Annotated in this window: 16 protein-coding genes and 1 pseudogene; 13 read left to right on the forward strand and 4 right to left on the reverse strand. The window is 50.0% G+C overall.

Annotated elements, in window-relative coordinates:
* The 5 genes and pseudogenes from C4F37_RS28015 to dosP form a co-directional block, all read left to right on the forward strand.
* Nucleotides 1–123: hypothetical protein (locus C4F37_RS28015; RefSeq protein ID WP_001684489.1), on the forward strand; the 123-nt coding region annotated here is incomplete at its 5' end.
* 155 nt (nucleotides 124–278) lie between these two features.
* A complete protein-coding gene (gene gadC / locus C4F37_RS24650) occupies nucleotides 279–1,814 on the forward strand; it encodes an acid resistance gamma-aminobutyrate antiporter GadC (RefSeq protein ID WP_000246011.1) in 1,536 nt (511 codons plus the stop codon).
* Between the two features lie 130 nt (nucleotides 1,815–1,944).
* Nucleotides 1,945–3,264, forward strand: coding sequence for a family 10 glycosylhydrolase (locus C4F37_RS24655; protein ID WP_001538755.1), 1,320 nt, complete (start codon nucleotides 1,945–1,947; stop codon nucleotides 3,262–3,264).
* Nucleotides 3,265–3,641: 377 nt separating this feature from the next.
* Nucleotides 3,642–3,806, forward strand: a pseudogene (locus C4F37_RS24660) (diguanylate cyclase domain-containing protein); the annotation flags it as partial.
* 24 nt (nucleotides 3,807–3,830) lie between these two features.
* A complete protein-coding gene (dosP, locus tag C4F37_RS24665) occupies nucleotides 3,831–6,230 on the forward strand; it encodes an oxygen-sensing cyclic-di-GMP phosphodiesterase DosP (protein ID WP_001538754.1) in 2,400 nt (799 codons plus the stop codon).
* 189 nt (nucleotides 6,231–6,419) lie between these two features.
* Here the strand turns inward: dosP and osmC are convergent, their stop codons facing one another.
* Nucleotides 6,420–6,851, reverse strand: coding sequence for a peroxiredoxin OsmC (osmC, locus tag C4F37_RS24670; RefSeq protein WP_000152305.1), 432 nt, complete (start codon nucleotides 6,849–6,851; stop codon nucleotides 6,420–6,422).
* A 344-nt stretch (nucleotides 6,852–7,195) separates the two neighbouring features.
* Here osmC and bdm point away from each other — a divergent pair, with 344 nt between their 5' ends.
* The 6 genes from bdm (at nucleotide 7,196) to C4F37_RS24705 (ending at nucleotide 11,396) form a co-directional block, all read left to right on the forward strand.
* A complete protein-coding gene (gene bdm / locus C4F37_RS24680; protein ID WP_000495766.1) occupies nucleotides 7,196–7,411 on the forward strand; it encodes a biofilm-dependent modulation protein in 216 nt (71 codons plus the stop codon).
* 101 nt (nucleotides 7,412–7,512) lie between these two features.
* Nucleotides 7,513–7,650, forward strand: coding sequence for a stationary-phase-induced ribosome-associated protein (gene sra / locus C4F37_RS24685; protein ID WP_000841554.1), 138 nt, complete (start codon nucleotides 7,513–7,515; stop codon nucleotides 7,648–7,650).
* A gap of 156 nt (nucleotides 7,651–7,806) precedes the next feature.
* Nucleotides 7,807–9,504, forward strand: coding sequence for a malate dehydrogenase (gene maeA, locus C4F37_RS24690; protein ID WP_000433460.1), 1,698 nt, complete (start codon nucleotides 7,807–7,809; stop codon nucleotides 9,502–9,504).
* Between the two features lie 133 nt (nucleotides 9,505–9,637).
* Complete coding sequence (adhP, locus tag C4F37_RS24695) at nucleotides 9,638–10,648, forward strand: alcohol dehydrogenase AdhP (RefSeq protein WP_000642412.1); 1,011 nt, start codon at nucleotides 9,638–9,640, stop codon at nucleotides 10,646–10,648.
* A gap of 185 nt (nucleotides 10,649–10,833) precedes the next feature.
* On the forward strand, nucleotides 10,834–11,112 hold the full coding sequence (locus tag C4F37_RS24700) for a type II toxin-antitoxin system RelE/ParE family toxin (RefSeq protein WP_000605675.1): 279 nt from the start codon (nucleotides 10,834–10,836) through the stop codon (nucleotides 11,110–11,112).
* Nucleotides 11,112–11,396 carry a HigA family addiction module antitoxin gene (locus C4F37_RS24705; protein ID WP_000781370.1) on the forward strand — a complete coding sequence of 95 codons (285 nt, stop codon included), beginning with the start codon at nucleotides 11,112–11,114 and terminating at the stop codon, nucleotides 11,394–11,396. The genes C4F37_RS24700 and C4F37_RS24705 overlap by 1 nt, the downstream gene beginning before the upstream one ends.
* A 228-nt stretch (nucleotides 11,397–11,624) precedes the next feature.
* Here C4F37_RS24705 and fdnI read toward each other — a convergent pair whose 3' ends face one another.
* From fdnI to fdnG, 3 genes are read right to left on the reverse strand one after another with little or no spacing between them, the layout of a single operon-like run.
* The gene (gene fdnI / locus C4F37_RS24710) at nucleotides 11,625–12,278 is read right to left on the reverse strand and encodes a formate dehydrogenase-N subunit gamma (protein WP_000045647.1); all 654 of its coding nucleotides are present in this window, start codon (nucleotides 12,276–12,278) and stop codon (nucleotides 11,625–11,627) included.
* The gene (gene fdnH / locus C4F37_RS24715; protein WP_001240584.1) at nucleotides 12,271–13,155 is read right to left on the reverse strand and encodes a formate dehydrogenase N subunit beta; all 885 of its coding nucleotides are present in this window, start codon (nucleotides 13,153–13,155) and stop codon (nucleotides 12,271–12,273) included. The genes fdnI and fdnH overlap by 8 nt, the downstream gene beginning before the upstream one ends.
* A gap of 12 nt (nucleotides 13,156–13,167) precedes the next feature.
* Complete coding sequence (gene fdnG, locus C4F37_RS24720) at nucleotides 13,168–16,215, reverse strand: formate dehydrogenase-N subunit alpha (protein WP_011478186.1); 3,048 nt, start codon at nucleotides 16,213–16,215, stop codon at nucleotides 13,168–13,170.
* Nucleotides 16,216–16,446: 231 nt separating this feature from the next.
* On the opposite strand from fdnG, the gene yddG reads away from it, so the two are divergent.
* Nucleotides 16,447–17,328, forward strand: a complete 882-nt coding sequence (gene yddG / locus C4F37_RS24725; protein ID WP_000198218.1) for an aromatic amino acid efflux DMT transporter YddG — start codon at nucleotides 16,447–16,449, stop codon at nucleotides 17,326–17,328.
* Nucleotides 17,329–17,600: 272 nt separating this feature from the next.
* Entirely contained in the window at nucleotides 17,601–18,989 is a 1,389-nt protein-coding gene (narU, locus tag C4F37_RS24730) for a nitrate/nitrite transporter NarU (RefSeq protein WP_001207907.1), read from the forward strand.
* The last annotated feature ends 19 nt before the right edge of the window (nucleotides 18,990–19,008 follow it).

Genomic DNA, 19,008 nt, shown 5'->3' on the forward strand with positions numbered 1-19,008 from the left:
CGCGGCTTCGAAATGGACTTTGCTGAACTGTTGCTGGAAGACTACAAAGCCTCCCTGAAATATCTCAGCGACCACCCGAAACTGCAGGGTATTGCCCAGCAGAACAGCTTTAAACACACCTGATAACGTTTAACGGTAACGGTGTCCCGAAACGAAGCCGTTTCGGGACAATTTCCAAAGTCTGTTCACTGGCATTAGCAACGGAAAATATTGTTCTGAATACGCTTCAGAACAAAACAGGTGCGGTTCCGACAGGAATACCGTTTTAGGGGGATAATATGGCTACATCAGTACAGACAGGTAAAGCTAAGCAGCTCACATTACTCGGATTTTTTGCCATAACGGCATCGATGGTAATGGCTGTTTATGAATACCCTACCTTCGCAACATCGGGCTTTTCATTAGTCTTCTTCCTGCTATTAGGCGGGATTTTATGGTTTATTCCCGTGGGACTTTGTGCTGCGGAAATGGCTACCGTCGACGGCTGGGAAGAAGGTGGCGTCTTCGCCTGGGTATCAAATACTCTGGGGCCGAGATGGGGATTTGCAGCGATCTCATTTGGCTATCTGCAAATCGCCATTGGTTTTATTCCGATGCTCTATTTCGTGTTAGGGGCACTCTCCTACATCCTGAAATGGCCAGCTCTGAATGAAGACCCCATTACCAAAACTATTGCAGCACTCATCATTCTTTGGGCGCTGGCATTAACGCAGTTTGGTGGCACGAAATACACGGCGCGAATTGCTAAAGTTGGCTTCTTCGCCGGTATCCTGTTACCTGCATTTATTTTGATCGCATTAGCGGCTATTTATCTGCACTCCGGTGCCCCCGTTGCTATCGAAATGGATGCGAAGACCTTCTTCCCTGACTTCTCTAAAGTGGGCACCCTGGTTGTATTTGTTGCCTTCATTTTGAGTTATATGGGCGTTGAAGCTTCCGCAACCCACGTCAATGAAATGAGCAACCCCGGGCGCGACTATCCACTGGCTATGTTACTGCTGATGGTGGCGGCAATCTGCTTAAGCTCTGTTGGCGGTTTGTCTATTGCGATGGTCATTCCGGGTAATGAAATCAACCTCTCCGCAGGGGTAATGCAAACCTTTACCGTTCTGATGTCACATGTGGCACCGGAAATTGAGTGGACGGTTCGCGTGATCTCCGCACTGCTGTTGCTGGGTGTTCTGGCGGAAATCGCTTCCTGGATTGTTGGTCCTTCTCGCGGGATGTATGTCACAGCGCAGAAAAACCTGCTGCCAGCGGCATTCGCTAAAATGAACAAAAATGGCGTACCGGTAACGCTGGTCATTTCGCAGCTGGTGATTACTTCTATCGCGTTGATCATCCTCACCAATACCGGTGGCGGTAACAACATGTCCTTCCTGATCGCACTGGCGCTGACGGTGGTGATTTATCTGTGTGCTTATTTCATGCTGTTTATTGGCTACATTGTGTTGGTTCTTAAACATCCTGACTTAAAACGCACATTTAATATCCCTGGTGGTAAAGGGGTGAAACTGGTCGTGGCTATTGTCGGTCTGCTGACTTCAATTATGGCGTTTATTGTTTCCTTCCTGCCGCCGGATAACATCCAGGGTGACTCTACCGATATGTATGTTGAATTACTGGTCGTTAGTTTCCTGGTGGTACTTGCCCTGCCCTTTATTCTCTATGCTGTTCATGATCGTAAAAGCAAAGCGAATACCGGCGTCACTCTGGAGCCAATCAACAGTCAGAACGCACCAAAAGGTCACTTCTTCCTGCACCCGCGTGCACGTTCACCACACTATATTGTGATGAATGACAAGAAACACTAACCATGTCTGAATGGTTATAAGACAAGGGAGCGATAATTCATCGCTCCCTTTTTCGTGCTTGTTGTCGTATTGACTTAACCGGGATAAGTACGAGAATGAGCGCACATCTGTTTACCGGAAACCAGCACATATGGATATCTGCTCCCGAAACGAGAAATTAGCGATTAGAAGACCAGCGATACTGGGTGCACTGGCACTTTTACTGTGTAGTTGTAAAAGCACGCCTCCAGAGTCCATGGTGACACCACCAGCGGGTTCAAAGCCACCAGCCATGACGCAACAATCGTCACAACCGATGCGTGGCATCTGGCTGGCCACGGTGTCTCGCCTCGACTGGCCACCGGTTTCCTCGGTTAACATTAGTAACCCCACCAGCCGGGCACGTGTACAACAACAGGCGATGATCGACAAACTGGATCATCTGCAACGTCTCGGCATAAACACGGTCTTTTTCCAGGTCAAGCCGGATGGTACCGCCCTGTGGCCATCGAAAATTTTGCCGTGGTCCGATCTTATGACCGGTAAGATTGGTGAAAATCCGGGTTACGATCCGCTGCAATTTATGCTCGACGAAGCCCACAAGCGTGGGATGAAAGTACACGCCTGGTTTAACCCCTATCGCGTATCGGTTAATACGAAGCCCGGTACTATCAGGGAACTGAATAGCACCCTGTCTCAACAACCGGCCAGCGTCTATGTGCAACACCGCGACTGGATCAGAACGTCCGGCGATCGCTTTGTCCTCGACCCGGGCATCCCTGAGGTTCAGGACTGGATCACATCAATAGTCGCGGAAGTGGTTTCCCGCTATCCAGTAGATGGCGTGCAGTTTGATGACTATTTCTATACTGAATCACCAGGTTCACGGCTAAATGATAACGAAACGTACCGCAAATACGGCGGCGCATTTGCGTCAAAAGCAGACTGGCGGCGCAACAATACTCAGCAGTTAATTGCGAAGGTATCGCACACCATTAAAAGCATTAAGCCGGAAGTCGAATTTGGCGTTAGCCCAGCAGGCGTGTGGCGTAACCGATCACACGATCCGCTCGGTTCCGATACCCGAGGCGCGGCAGCCTATGACGAATCCTACGCTGATACCCGTCGATGGGTGGAACAAGGGTTGCTGGATTACATTGCTCCCCAAATTTACTGGCCATTCTCACGGAGTGCCGCGCGTTATGACGTGTTGGCAAAATGGTGGGCGGATGTCGTTAAACCGACCAGGACCCGCCTGTATATCGGTATCGCCTTCTATAAAGTGGGTGAACCTTCAAAGATAGAGCCAGACTGGATGATTAACGGCGGCGTACCGGAACTGAAAAAGCAGCTCGATCTTAACGATGCTGTGCCGGAAATTAGCGGCACAATCTTGTTCCGTGAGGACTATCTGAATAAACCGCAGACTCAACAAGCGGTCAGCTATCTGCAAAGTCGTTGGGGCAGTTAAACTCCCATTCTTACTTTGTAACAAGCCGGTGCTTTACCCACTGGCTTGTTACCCTCTTGAACTATCCCACTAGCAATCATGCTTAAATACGTCAAATTAACCACGCAATTAACCACACTTAGTTAAACAGCCATAATTCCCCTAATAAAAATGTATGAATATGAAAAAACATACGATATTCGCTGTCACCGAAAAATAATTACGATGAGCTATACTCTTCTGAAGAACAGTAGCGTAGATTGAAACTGTCCTAAGTCGCTTATTTCTTTTCAGTATATCTTCATATTTCAGGAGAATATGGTGCAGTTAGTCGATCTCGCACGTTGTGTTTGGTTGATTTTGGCCTGCGGTTTAACCATAAAGGTCGACATTATTTTAAAGCCGCAAACGGCGAGGATATTGCCCTCTCACTTTCCATCGGTGCCGCCATGTTTAATGGTCATCCTGACTATGAGCGCCTCATTCAAATAGCCGATGAAGCTCTGTATATCGCCAAAAGACGAGGTAGAAACCGTGTTGAACTCTGTAAAGCCAGTCTTTAGATGCGCCAGGATGCAGAGGTAATCATGAAGCTAACCGATGCGGATAATGCCGCCGATGGCATTTTTTTCCCCGCCCTTGAGCAAAATATGATGGGCGCGGTGTTAATTAACGAAAATGATGAAGTGATGTTTTTCAACCCCGCCGCAGAGAAGCTCTGGGGGTACAAACGTGAAGAAGTCATTGGCAATAACATTGATATGCTGATTCCGCGGGATTTGCGTCCTGCGCATCCTCAATACATTCGTCACAACCGTGAAGGTGGTAAAGCTCGCGTCGAGGGGATGAGTCGGGAGCTGCAGCTGGAGAAAAAAGACGGCAGTAAAGTCTGGACCCGTTTTGCGCTATCGAAAGTGAGCGCCGAGGGGAAAGTTTATTACCTGGCGCTGGTACGGGATGCCAGCGTAGAAATGGCGCAAAAAGAACAGACCCGACAATTGATTATTGCCGTTGACCATCTCGACCGACCGGTGATTGTCCTCGATCCGGAACGCCATATTGTGCAGTGCAATCGCGCATTTACCGAAATGTTTGGTTACTGCATTAACGAAGCCAGCGGTATGCAGCCCGATACACTCCTGAACATTCCAGAATTCCCTGCTGATAACCGTATTCGTTTACAACAGTTGCTATGGAAAACCGCCCGCGATCAGGACGAATTTCTGCTGTTGACGCGCACCGGTGAAAAAATCTGGATTAAAGCCTCTATCAGCCCGGTTTATGACGTGCTCGCGCATCTGCAGAACCTGGTAATGACATTCTCGGATATCACAGAAGAAAGGCAAATCCGCCAGCTTGAAGGCAATATTCTCGCCGCCATGTGCAGCAGCCCGCCATTTCATGAAATGGGGGAAATCATTTGTCGTAACATCGAATGTGTTCTCAACGAATCGCATGTTTCGCTGTTCGCGCTGCGCAACGGGATGCCGATACACTGGGCGTCATCTTCGCACGGTGCAGAAGTTCAAAATGCGCAAAGCTGGTCAGCGACCATTCGTCAGCGCGATGGCGCGCCTGCGGGGATCCTGCAAATTAAAACCTCGTCAGGAGCAGAAACCAGCGCCTTTATCGAACGCGTGGCAGATATCAGCCAGCATATGGCCGCGCTGGCGCTGGAACAGGAAAAAAGCCGTCAGCATATTGAACAACTCATCCAATTTGATCCGATGACCGGTCTGCCAAATCGCAATAACCTGCACAATTACCTCGATGACCTGGTCGACAAAGCCGTCTCTCCGGTGGTGTATCTCATCGGTGTTGACCATATTCAGGATGTGATTGATAGCCTTGGCTATGCGTGGGCCGATCAGGCATTGCTGGAAGTGGTCAATCGCTTTCGTGAAAAACTCAAACCGGATCAGTATCTCTGTCGTATTGAAGGTGCGTCTTTTGTCCTCGTGAGCCTGGAAAACGATGTCAGTAACATTACCCAGATCGCCGATGAGCTACGGAATGTGGTCAGCAAGCCGATAATGATTGACGATAAACCATTCCCGCTCACCTTGAGCATTGGCATCAGCTACGACGTGGGTAAAAACCGCGATTACCTGCTCTCCACTGCTCACAATGCAATGGATTTTATTCGCAAAAATGGCGGTAACGGCTGGCAGTTCTTCAGCCCGGCGATGAACGAAATGGTAAAAGAGCGTTTGGTTTTAGGCGCAGCGCTAAAAGAAGCGATTAGCAATAACCAACTTAAACTGGTTTATCAGCCGCAAATCTTCGCAGAAACGGGTGAACTGTACGGCATCGAAGCCCTTGCTCGCTGGTACGATCCCCTGCATGGTCATGTGCCCCCTTCACGGTTTATTCCTCTCGCAGAAGAGATTGGTGAAATCGAAAATATTGGGCGCTGGGTCATCGCGGAAGCTTGCCGTCAGTTAGCAGAATGGCGTAGCCAGAATATTCATATCCCGGCGTTATCCGTTAACTTGTCTGCGCTGCACTTTCGCAGTAATCAGCTGCCTAATCAGGTATCTGATGCAATGCACGCCTGGGGTATTGACGGCCACCAGCTGACGGTGGAAATCACGGAAAGCATGATGATGGAACACGATACCGAAATCTTTAAGCGCATTCAGATCCTGCGCGATATGGGCATCGGTTTATCGGTAGATGATTTTGGTACAGGCTTTTCCGGATTATCCCGCTTAGTCAGTCTTCCGGTAACGGAAATCAAAATTGATAAAAGTTTTGTCGATCGTTGTCTGACCGAAAAACGCATCTTTGCCTTACTCGAAGCCATTACCAGCATTGGGCAAAGCCTCAATTTAACCGTCGTGGCTGAAGGCATCGAAACCAAAGAGCAATTTGAGATGCTACGCAAGATCCACTGTCGCGTTATTCAGGGATATTTCTTTTCCCGCCCCCTGCCCGCCGAAGAAATTCCAGGCTGGATGAGCAGCGTGTTACCGCTGAAAATCTGATAAATTCCTCTCGCCCGCACTCGCGGGTTTTTATTTAACGTGACACTGTCACTTAAATACTGTGATTTCCGCTACGTTTAGTTGGACAACGACAACGCATAGCCATGTCACAACAATCCCTTCTCAGCCTGATGTGATTGTGCTGACGCATCAGGCATTCACGCGCCTGACGCGTCATCCGGCAACGCTTTACGATTTCAACTGGTAATCCAGCGTAATTTCCGCTTTCAGTACCTGAGAAACCGGGCATCCTGCTTTTGCTTTCTGGATAATGCCGTCAAAGGTGGAGGCATCAATACCCGGCACCGCAACTTCGCTCTTCAGTGCGATTTTAGTAATCGCAAAACCGGCATCCACTTTATCCAGCGAGACATCAGCGGTGGTATCAATCGATGTTGGCGTGAATCCCGCTTCCCCCAGCATTAATGAAAGCGCCATTGAGAAACATGCGGCATGCGCTGCGCCAATCAGTTCTTCAGGGTTGGTTCCTTTTTCGCCTTCAAAACGCGTGTTAAATCCATACGGTTGTTGGTTCAGCACGCCGCTCTCAGTAGATACTGTTCCCTTCCCGCGTTTGATATCGCCTTCCCAGTGTGCCTGACCTTTCTTATGGATTGTCATTGTTGCTCTCCTGTGGGCTTAAAAAGGAAATTATAGACTACGTGAGAAACAGCACGAGGATAAGCAGGATAATCCGAATAAAATCCGGCGAAAATATAATTCCTGCACTTAAATTAAATTTCCACAATAGATAACCGGAAATATATAACTCAAGAGATATTGCATCAATATCAATCAACTCATCACAATAATAATACCTATCAATATCATGGAGTTAAAATATAAAAATCATCAACCAGGACTAATCTTAACAACGAAGCGGCAAATATTTGCCATGCTGAATGTGCTTTATAAATCTGCGATCCGTAGCAGACACCATAAATACACAGACACGGAGAATCACTATGTTTACTTATTATCAGGCAGAAAATTCAACAGCAGAACCCGCTCTGGTTAATGCCATTGAGCAAGGCCTTCGGGCAGAGCACGGTGTTGTCACTGAAGATGACATTCTCATGGAGCTGACCAAATGGGTGGAAGCTTCTGATAACGACATCCTCAGTGATATCTACCAGCAAACGATCAATTATGTGGTCAGTGGTCAGCACCCTACGCTTTAAGGTGCTATGCTTGATCGGCAACCTAATTTAGGGGTTTAGCACGTGTTTCTTCGCTACGGCGATGTTGTCCTTAAAACTAGCAACAGGATTGAGGAGTTAAAATGAAATCGAACCGTCAGGCACGTCATATTCTTGGACTGGACCATAAAATTTCTAACCAGCGCAAAATAGTTACCGAAGGTGACAAATCCAGCGTGGTAAATAATCCCACCGGCAGAAAACGCCCCGCTGAAAAGTAATTCATAACCATCAGTCCTCAATGACGATTAAACACCATTGCCTGCGCAATGGTGTTTTTGTTTTTATCTGCTTTATACTTGGTACTTGACGCCCTGGCGGTAATGCAAAGACGATAAAAGCCCCCAGGGATGGATATTCAAAAAAGAGTGAGTGACATGGAACCAAAAACAAAAAAACAGCGTTCGCTTTATATCCCTTACGCTGGCCCTGTATTGCTGGAATTTCCGTTGTTGAATAAAGGCAGCGCCTTCAGCATGGAAGAACGCCGTAACTTCAACCTGCTGGGGTTACTGCCGGAAGTGGTCGAAACCATCGAAGAACAAGCGGAACGAGCATGGATCCAGTATCAGGGATTCAAAACCGAAATCGACAAACACATCTACCTGCGTAACATCCAGGACACTAACGAAACCCTCTTCTACCGTCTGGTAAACAATCATCTTGATGAGATGATGCCAGTCATTTACACCCCAACCGTCGGCGCAGCCTGTGAGCGTTTTTCTGAGATCTACCGCCGTTCACGCGGTGTGTTTATCTCTTACCAGAACCGCCACAATATGGACGATATTCTGCAAAACGTACCAAACCATAATATCAAAGTGATTGTGGTGACTGACGGCGAACGTATTCTGGGGCTTGGTGACCAGGGCATCGGCGGGATGGGCATTCCGATCGGTAAACTGTCGCTCTATACCGCCTGTGGCGGCATCAGTCCGGCCTATACCCTTCCGGTGGTGCTGGATGTCGGCACCAACAACCAACAGCTACTTAACGATCCGCTGTATATGGGCTGGCGTAATCCGCGTATCACTGACGACGAATACTATGAATTCGTTGATGAATTTATCCAGGCTGTGAAACAACGCTGGCCGGACGTACTGTTGCAGTTTGAAGACTTCGCACAAAAAAATGCGATGCCGTTACTTAACCGCTATCGCAATGAAATTTGTTCTTTTAACGATGACATTCAGGGCACCGCGGCGGTAACAGTCGGCACACTGATCGCAGCCAGCCGCGCGGCAGGTGGTCAGTTAAGCGAGAAAAAAATCGTCTTCCTTGGCGCAGGTTCAGCGGGATGCGGCATTGCCGAAATGATCATCGCCCAGACCCAGCGCGAAGGATTAAGCGAGGAAGCGGCGCGGCAGAAAGTCTTTATGGTCGATCGCTTTGGCCTGCTGACCGACAAGATGCCGAACCTGCTGCCTTTCCAGACCAAACTGGTGCAGAAGCGCGAAAATCTCAGTGACTGGGATACCGACAGCGATGTGCTGTCACTGCTGGATGTGGTGCGTAATGTAAAACCAGATATTCTGATTGGCGTCTCAGGACAGACCGGGCTGTTTACGGAAGAGATCATCCGTGAAATGCATAAACACTGTCCGCGTCCGATCGTGATGCCGCTGTCTAACCCGACGTCACGCGTGGAAGCCACACCGCAGGACATTATCGCCTGGACTGAAGGTAACGCGCTGGTCGCCACTGGCAGTCCGTTTAATCCAGTGGTATGGAAAGATAAAATCTACCCTATAGCCCAGTGCAACAACGCCTTTATTTTCCCGGGCATCGGGCTGGGTGTTATTGCTTCCGGCGCGTCACGTATCACCGATGAGATGCTGATGTCGGCAAGTGAAATGCTTGCTCAGTATTCGCCGCTGGTCCTGAACGGCGAAGGTCTGGTACTACCGGAACTGAAAGATATTCAGAAAGTCTCCCGCGCAATTGCCTTTGCGGTTGGCAAAATGGCGCAGCAGCAAGGCGTGGCGGTGAAAACGTCTGCCGAAGCTCTGCAACAGGCCATTGATGATAATTTCTGGCACGCCGAATACCGCGACTACCGCCGTACCTCCATCTAAGCCTGCGCCCGGTAGTGAAGGCTACCGGGCAATTTTCCTCTCCCTTTTTCAGATCTCATCCATACTGGGTAGTGGCGAATAAATCTCATTTGCCTCACCTGCTATGCAGAACATCATCCGAAAAGGAGGAACTATGAAGGCTGCAGTTGTTACGAAGGATCATCATGTTGACGTTACGGATAAAACACTGCGCTCACTGAAACATGGCGAAGCCCTGCTGAAAATGGAGTGTTGTGGTGTATGTCATACCGATCTTCATGTTAAGAATGGCGATTTTGGTGACAAAACCGGCGTGATTCTGGGACACGAAGGTATTGGTGTGGTGGCAGAAGTTGGCCCTGGTGTTACTTCATTAAAACCAGGCGATCGTGCCAGCGTGGCGTGGTTCTACGAAGGATGCGGTCATTGCGAATACTGTAACAGTGGTAACGAAACGCTCTGCCGTTCAGTTAAAAATGCCGGATACAGCGTTGATGGCGGGATGGCGGAAGAGTGCATCGTGGTCGCCGATTACGCGGTAAAAGTGCCAGATGGTCTGGACTCGGCGGCGGCCAGCAGCATTACCTGTGCGGGGGTCACTACCTACAAAGCCGTTAAGCTGTCAAAAATTCGTCCAGGACAGTGGATTGCTATCTACGGTCTTGGCGGTCTGGGTAACCTCGCCCTGCAATACGCGAAGAATGTCTTTAACGCCAAAGTGATCGCCATTGATGTCAATGATGAACAGTTAAAACTGGCAACCGAAATGGGTGCAGATTTAGCGATTAACTCACGCACCGAAGACGCCGCCAGAATTGTGCAGGAGAAAGCCGGTGGCGCTCACGCAGCGGTGGTGACAGCGGTAGCTAAAGCTGCGTTTAACTCGGCGGTGGATGCTGTCCGTGCAGGTGGTCGTGTCGTGGCTGTCGGTCTGCCGCCGGAGTCTATGAGCCTGGACATCCCACGGCTGGTGCTGGATGGTATTGAAGTGGTCGGTTCGCTGGTCGGCACGCGTCAGGATCTAACCGAAGCCTTCCAGTTTGCCGCCGAAGGCAAAGTGGTGCCGAAAGTCGCCCTGCGTCCGTTAGCGGACATCAACACCATCTTTACCGAGATGGAGGAAGGCAAAATCCGTGGCCGTATGGTGATTGATTTCCGTCGTTAAGAGGTCTTTGCTGCGACTGCCATGTTCGGGTCGCAGCCTGTTTTTCGAGACGCTTTCCGCAATTTCACTCTTCTTCTTTTCCTCCCCCATCTTTCCCCTCACAATTCGCGAAAACGTAGCGAAATTTGTTGCGCTGCACGGAACAATAGTGATAGTGTTCCTTTCGAGGGAACAAGGATGAAGAGATGATAATGAATTTCAGACACAAGGGATTGCGTGACTTGTTTCTTCTCGGCAAAACCTCCGGCGTTATACCGACGCAAGTCAAACGATTACGCCACCGACTCGCTGTGATTGATGCAGCATGCTGTCTTGCTGATATCGATATGCCCGGTTACCGACTACATCCGTTAAGCGGCGATCGCGATGGAATTTGGGCGATATCTGTCTCGGGCAACTGGCGAATCACATTTGAATTCGTCAATGGCGATGCATACATACTGGATTACGAGGACTATCACTGATGAAAATGGCCAATCATCCCCGCCCGGGGGACATTATTCAGGAATCACTGGACGAACTTAATGTCAGCCTGCGCGAGTTTGCCAGAGCAATGGAAATTGCGCCCTCAACGGCAAGCCGATTGCTGACCGGAAAAGCAGCTTTGACGCCAGAAATGGCAATAAAACTTTCCGTGGTGATCGGCAGTTCGCCGCAAATGTGGCTGAATCTGCAAAATGCCTGGAGTCTGGCAGAGGCAGAAAAAACAGTGGATGTGTCGCGACTGCGCCGTCTGGTTACGCAATAAAAAAATGGCACCTTATAAAGCGCCATTTGAAACTGATGACAAACGCAACATTGCCCGATGCGCTACGCTTATCAGGCCTACACGTTCACTGCAATCTCCTGGATTTGAACGGTTTGTAGGCCGGATAAGGCGTTCACGCCGCATCCGGCATGAACAAAGTGCACGTTGTCTACAATAAAAAAATGGCGCCTTTTACAGCGCCATTTTCAGCTTAAAGCTCAAAAGAGATTATAACCCTTCTTCACTCTCTTTTTTCGCTTCTGCCTTCTCGATTTCACGATACCAGCGCGGATGGTGTTTCTTCGCCCAGCGACGGCTCACCTTCCCTTCGATCATCCCTTTAATAGATCCTTTCACCCAGAATGCCATATACATATGGATCAGGATGGCGTGGATCAGGATGATACCCGCAGCCGCATGGATCAGCAGGCTATAACGGACAACCTGTATTGGGAAGTACTGCGCAAAGTACGGACGCCAGATAATCACTCCGGTCACCAGCAGCACGAAAATCATGCTCATGATTGACCAGAACATCATCTTTTGCCCGGCGTTGTACTTACCGACATCCGCCACTTTGTGCTCATTGCCTTTTAATACTTCGACAATGTTCAACAGCCACGGAATATCTTTCTTATCCGGGATGTTGTGATGCACAAAACGCACAAACATAAACATCAGCGCGACGAAAATCGCAATGCCGAAGAACGGGTGCAAAATGCGTCCCATCTGCGGCGTACCGAAGGTTTGCGTCAGCCATTGCAGCGTCGGGAAGAAGAACGAAATCCCGGACAGCGCCACCAGGAAGAAGCAAATCACCACGGTCCAGTGACAGGCGCGATCAATAAATTTGGTGCGCACAATCATTTTCGACTTACTCATGATTTCCCTCCTCGTCATCGTCCACTTCCTTATTCGGGCCAATACCGATGTAGTGGAAAATCAACCCGGCAAAAGTGGCAATAAAGCCAGCCGCTGCCAGCGGTTTCAACGCGCCTTTCCACAGGCTTACCGAGGTATCGATCTTCGGATCTTTCGGCAGACCATGATACAGCTCCGGCTGATCGGCATGATGCAGCACGTACATAACGTGTGTACCACCGACCCCTTCCGGGTTGTAGACGCCAGCATGTTCGTAACCACGCGCTTTCAGTTTCGCTACGCGCTGTTCCGCCAGCTCCAGCATCTCCTTCTTGGTGCCGAAGTGGATAGCCCCGGTCGGACAGGTTTTCACACAAGCCGGTTCCTGGCCGACGCTGACGCGATCGACGCAGAGCGTGCATTTATATACCCGGTTATCCTCTTTGTTGAGGCGCGGAATATTAAACGGACACCCGGCAATGCAGTAACCACAGCCGATGCAATTTTCCGACTGGAAATCGACAATCCCGTTAGCGTACTGAATGATTGCACCAGCAGACGGGCACGCCTTCAGGCAGCCCGGATCTTCACAGTGCATACAGCCGTCTTTACGGATCAGCCACTCCAGCTTGCCGTTCTGTTCGGTTTCGCTAAAGCGCATCACCGTCCAGGACTTGGCGCTCAGATCGGCGGGGTTATCGTAAACCCCGACGCAGTGCCCCACTTCATCACGGATGTCGTTCCACTCCGAACACGCCACCTGACAGGCTTTACAGCCGATACAGGTGGAAACGTCGATAAGTTTCGCTACTTCTGCTTTGTAATCACGCACCTGAGAAGGCGGCGTGATGGAGTTAGTTGCGGACCTTTTGATAATGTCCTGCGTTTCCATAGCCATCTGTTCGCCCCCTTACGCCTTCTCGATGTTGACTAAGAACGCTTTATATTCCGGCGTTTGCGAGTTTGCATCACCGACATTCGGCGTCAGAGTGTTAGCGATATAACCTTTACGCGCGACACCCTCAAAGCCCCAGTGGATTGGAATACCCACCGTTTCAACCTGCTGACCGTTTACATTCAGCGGTTTCAGACGGCGCGTTACCACAGCCACCGCGCGGATAAAGCCACGCTTGCTGGAGACAGTGACACGATCGCCATTGGCAATGCCTTTCGCCGCCGCCAGCGTTTCGCTGATTTCCACAAACTGTTCCGGCTGAGCAATTGCGTTGAGCAATGCGTGCTTGGTCCAGGTGTGGAAGTGCTCCGTCAGACGATAGGTCGTACCCACATACGGGAACTGCTCTTTTTTACCCATCCGCAGCGCGTCTTGTTCATACAGACGAACAACCGGGTTAGACACCACGTTCGGATGCAACGGGTTAGTGCCCAGCGGCGTTTCAATTGGCTCGTAGTGTTCCGGGAACGGACCTTCCGCCATTTTGTTGATGGCAAACAGGCGTCCCATCCCTTCCGGCTGCATGATAAACGGCCCGGTTGGCGTACCCGGTGCGGCATTGCCGAAGTCCGGAATATCGTTACCCGTCCACTTGCTACCGTTCCACTGGATCAGCATCCGTTTCGGATCCCACGGTTTACCGTTGATATCCGCCGAAGCACGGTTGTAGAGTACGCGACGGTTGAGCGGCCACGCCCAGGCCCATCCCAGCGTATTCCCCAGACCGGACGGGTCGGAGTTATCGCGGTTAGCCATCTGGTTGCCCTGCTCGGTCCAGCTACCGGTGTAGATCCAGCAAGAAGATGCGGTTGTACCGTCGTCACGCAGATGCGCAAAGCTACTCAGCAACTGACCTTTCTTCGCAATCAGCACGCCATTAGCGTCATAGAGATCTTCCAGCGCATAGCCGTTGTTCTCTTTCGCCACTTCGTCAGACTGCGGTTCGTGCGGCTGCTTGTAGTTCCAGCTCATCTTCATCAGCGGTTCTACGCCTTTACCACCCTCGGCCTGGTACAGCTCGCGCAGATGATGGTAGATACCCGCCAGAATTTCGCCGTCGTTACGTGCTTCGCCCGGCGCGTCCTGACCTTTCCAGTGCCACTGCAACCAGCGACCGGAGTTAGCGATAGAACCATCTTCTTCAGCAAAGCAGGTCGAAGGCAGACGGAATACTTCAGTCTGAATAGATGCCGGATCGACATCGTTCGACTCGCCGTGGTTCTGCCAGAAGGTAGAGGTTTCAGTCACCAGCGGATCGATAACCACCATGTACTTCAGTTTGCTCAGGCAGCTCACCACTTTGTTTTTGTCCGGGAAGGACGCAACCGGGTTAAAGCCCTGGCAGAAATAACCGGTGACTTTGCCTTCGTCCATCATGTTGAAATACTTGATGACGTCGTAGGTCTGGTCCCACTTCGGCAGCCAGTCGTAGCCCCAGTTGTTCTCTTTCTGCGCGGCATCGCCGTAGAAAGATTTCATCAGGCTAACGAAGAACTTCGGATAGTTGCTCCAGTAGTTCACCTGATCAGCCAGCGTCGCTTTCGGCGTATTCGCTTCCAGATACGACTGCAAATCAACCTGTTTTTCTGACGGTAGCGTCAGATAACCTGGCAGGCTGGTAGAGAGCAGGCCTAAGTCAGTCAGGCCCTGAATGTTGGAGTGACCACGCAATGCGTTCACGCCGCCACCGGCCATACCCATGTTACCGAGCAGCAACTGGATCATCGCCATCGTACGGATGTTCTGCGCACCCACGGTGTGCTGCGTCCAGCCCAGCGCGTACAGGAAGGTGGTTGTGCGATCCGGTGCGCTGGTGGAGGCCAGCACTTCACACACTTTCAGGAAGTCGGCTTTTGGCGTACCGCAAATGTTTTCTACTACGTCCGGCGTGTAGCGGGAAACGTGCGCTTTCAGCAGATTCCATACACAGCGCGGATGAGTCAGCGTGTCATCGCGTTTCGCATAGCCGTTTTCATCGAACTGATAGTTCCAGGACGACTTATCGTATTGACGTTTTTCAGCGTCGTAGCCGCTGAACAGACCGTCTTCGAAAGCAAAATCATCACGCACCAGCAGGCTGGCGTTGGTGTAATGCTTAACGTATTCGGCGTTGATTTTGTTGTTTTCGATCAGGTAGCGCAAAACGCCAGACAGGAACGTAATGTCCGTACCGGAACGAATAGGTGCGTAAATATCCGCCACAGAAGCGGTACGCGTAAAACGGGGATCGACAACGATCAAGGTTGCATCGTTGTTGTTTTTCGCTTCCATCGCCCAGCGGAAACCGACGGGATGCGCTTCAGCAGCGTTACCGCCCATCACCATTACGACGTTAGCGTTTTTGATATCCACCCAGTGGTTGGTCATCGCACCGCGACCAAATGTTGGAGCAAGACTTGCTACCGTTGGTCCGTGTCAGACGCGCGCCTGGTTGTCTACCGCCAGCATCCCGAGGGAGCGGGCAAATTTTTGAGTCAGCATCCCGGTTTCGTTGCTGGCACCGGAAGCACACAGCATACCGGTAGAAAGCCAACGGTTTACCGTTACGCCCTGCTCGTTCTTTTCAATAAAGTTAGCGTCACGGTCGGCTTTCATCAGCTTCGCAATACGGGAGAATGCTTCTTCCCAGCTAATGCGCTGCCATTTGTCAGAACCTGGCGCACGATATTCCGGGTAGCGCAGACGGTTTTCGCTGTTGACGTAATCCAGCAAACCGGCCCCTTTCGGGCACAGCGCACCACGGCTTACCGGATGATCCGGGTCACCTTCAATGTGATAAATCGCTTCTCTGGCGTTTTTCGCGCCATCACCCAGGCTATACATCAATAGCCCGCAACCTACGGAACAGTATGTGCAGGTGTTACGGATCTCTTTCGCGCGTAATAATTTGTAGTTTCGCGCCTGAGCCAGTGCTTGCTTCGGGGCAAAGCCCAATGCTGCTACTGTTGTTCCCGCCATACCGCCCGCGCAGATTTTAAAAAATTGTCTGCGACTGACGTCCATTGCTTTCCTCTTTTTTCAGGGGTATTACTGCGCGAGGAAACTAACAGTAAAATTCTGAATCTTTTTGCGCGAAATCAAAAAGAACACGTGTTTGCCACAAAATAATCCGCCTGCGCAAATTGACCTACCTCAATAGCGGTAGAAAAACGCCCCACTGCCTGACAGGGCAGTTAAAAAAATGCTATAAAATTCAGCTTAATTTTTAACGGCAAGAGAGACAAAACAGCGAGCATGACACGACAAAAAGCAACGCTCATAGGGCTAATAGCGATCGTCCTGTGGAGCACGATGGTAGGATTGATTCGCGGTGTCAGTGAGGGACTCGGCCCGGTCGGCGGCGCAGCTGCTATCTATTCATTAAGCGGGCTGCTGTTAATCTTCACGGTTGGATTTCCGCGTATTCGACAGATCCCGAAAGGCTATTTACTCGCCGGGAGTCTGTTATTCGTCAGCTATGAAATCTGTCTGGCGCTTTCCTTAGGGTATGCGGCGACCCGTCATCAGGCGATTGAAGTGGGGATGGTGAACTATCTATGGCCCAGCCTGACAATTCTCTTTGCCATTCTGTTTAATGGTCAGAAAACCAACTGGCTGATTGTACCAGGATTATTATTAGCCCTGGTCGGCGTCTGCTGGGTGTTAGGCGGTGACAATGGGTTACATTATGATCAAATTATTAATAATATCACCACCAGCCCATTGAGTTATTTCCTGGCGTTCATTGGGGCGTTTATCTGGGCAGCCTACTGCACAGTAACGAATAAATACGCACGCGGATTTAACGGAATTACCGTTTTTGTCCTGCTAACGGGAGCAAGTCTGTGGGTTTACTATTTTCTTACGCCACAACCAGAAATGGTATTTAGCACGCCCGTCATGATTAAACTCATCTCTGCGGCATTTACCTTAGGATTTGCTTATGCTGCATGGAATGTCGGTATATTACATGGCAACGTCACCATAATGGCGGTAGGTTCGTATTTTACGCCCGTCCTTTCCTCAGCGCTTGCAGCCGTGCTGCTCAGCGCCCCGCTGTCGTTCTCGTTCTGGCAAGGCGCGCTAATGGTCTGCGGCGGTTCCCTGCTCTGCTGGCTGGCGACACGTCGTGGCTAAAATAATTGTCGGGTCTACGGCCCGGCAGTTAATCAGATAAATTCTGACAATATTAAAAAATAAATTTCAAATACCAGAAAGTCATTTTAGTTACATTTAGTAACACATATCTGTCTGTTTAATCCACATTCTGCCCCCGCAGTTACGCTTTCTTATCTATTCTTCTAATCAGCACTTCACCTGATTCATCCTTAATTCTAATAACTGGCTATTGCGCCTTACCTCCTGTTTTGTCTTTTTTTCATTACCAATGTGTGCATGTGAGGAACAATATGGCACTGCAAAATGAGAAAAATAGTCGTTATCTTTTACGCGACTGGAAACCAGAAAATCCGGCCTTCTGGGAAAATAAAGGAAAGCATATTGCACGAAGAAACCTCTGGATATCAGTCAGTTGCCTACTTCTTGCCTTCTGTGTCTGGATGCTATTTAGCGCAGTTACTGTTAATCTTAATAAAATCGGTTTTAATTTCACTACCGATCAACTCTTTTTATTAACCGCATTACCCTCCGTTTCTGGCGCATTATTGCGTGTCCCCTACTCCTTTATGGTGCCTATATTCGGTGGACGCCGATGGACGGTTTTTAGTACTGCAATCCTGATTATTCCTTGCGTCTGGCTCGGAATTGCCGTGCAAAATCCGAATACCCCTTTTGGGATATTTATCGTTATCGCTTTGCTATGCGGTTTTGCAGGTGCGAACTTTGCTTCGAGCATGGGCAATATCAGTTTCTTCTTTCCAAAAGCCAAACAAGGGAGCGCTCTTGGGATTAATGGCGGATTAGGAAACTTAGGTGTAAGTGTGATGCAGCTGGTTGCACCGCTGGTCATTTTTGTACCCGTATTTGCCTTTCTCGGCGTCAATGGCGTACCGCAGGCCGACGGTTCGGTGATGTCGCTGGCGAATGCCGCATGGATTTGGGTGCCATTACTGGCGATTGCCACGATCGCCGCCTGGTCAGGGATGAATGATATCGCCAGTTCACGCGCCTCAATTGCCGACCAGCTCCCTGTCTTACAACGCCTGCATCTCTGGCTGCTGAGCCTGCTTTATCTTGCCACCTTCGGTTCGTTTATCGGTTTTTCTGCGGGTTTTGCCATGCTGGCAAAAACCCAGTTCCCGGATGTGAATATTCTGCGCCTGGCGTTCTTTGGCCCATTTATCGGTGCCATCGCGCGATCGGTTGGTGGTGCTATTTCCGATAAATTCGGCGGCGTGCGGGTGACGTTGATCAACTTCATTTTTATGGCGATTTTCAGCGCCCTGCTGTTCCTTACCTTACCGGGCACAGGCTCCGGTAATTTTATCGCATTTTACGCCGTATTTATGGGGCTGTTTCTGACCGCGGGTCTGGGAAGTGGTTCTACTTTCCAGATGATCGCCGTCATCTTTCGCCAGATAACAATTTATCGGGTGAAGATGAAAGGCGGTAGTGATGAGCAAGCTCAAAGAGAAGCCGTCACCGAAACGGCAGCCGCTCTGGGCTTTATCTCAGCCATTGGCGCAGTGGGCGGCTTTTTTATTCCGCAGGCGTTTGGCATGTCGCTCAATATGACCGGCTCTCCGGTGGGCGCGATGAAAGTGTTTTTAATCTTCTACATCGTTTGTGTGCTACTGACCTGGCTGGTTTATGGTCGGCGGAAGTTCAGCCAAAAATAAGAGATCGATGCCTGACACG

It is taken from the genome of Escherichia sp. R1 (assembly GCF_003000935.1).
Lineage (GTDB): Bacteria > Pseudomonadota > Gammaproteobacteria > Enterobacterales > Enterobacteriaceae > Escherichia > Escherichia coli.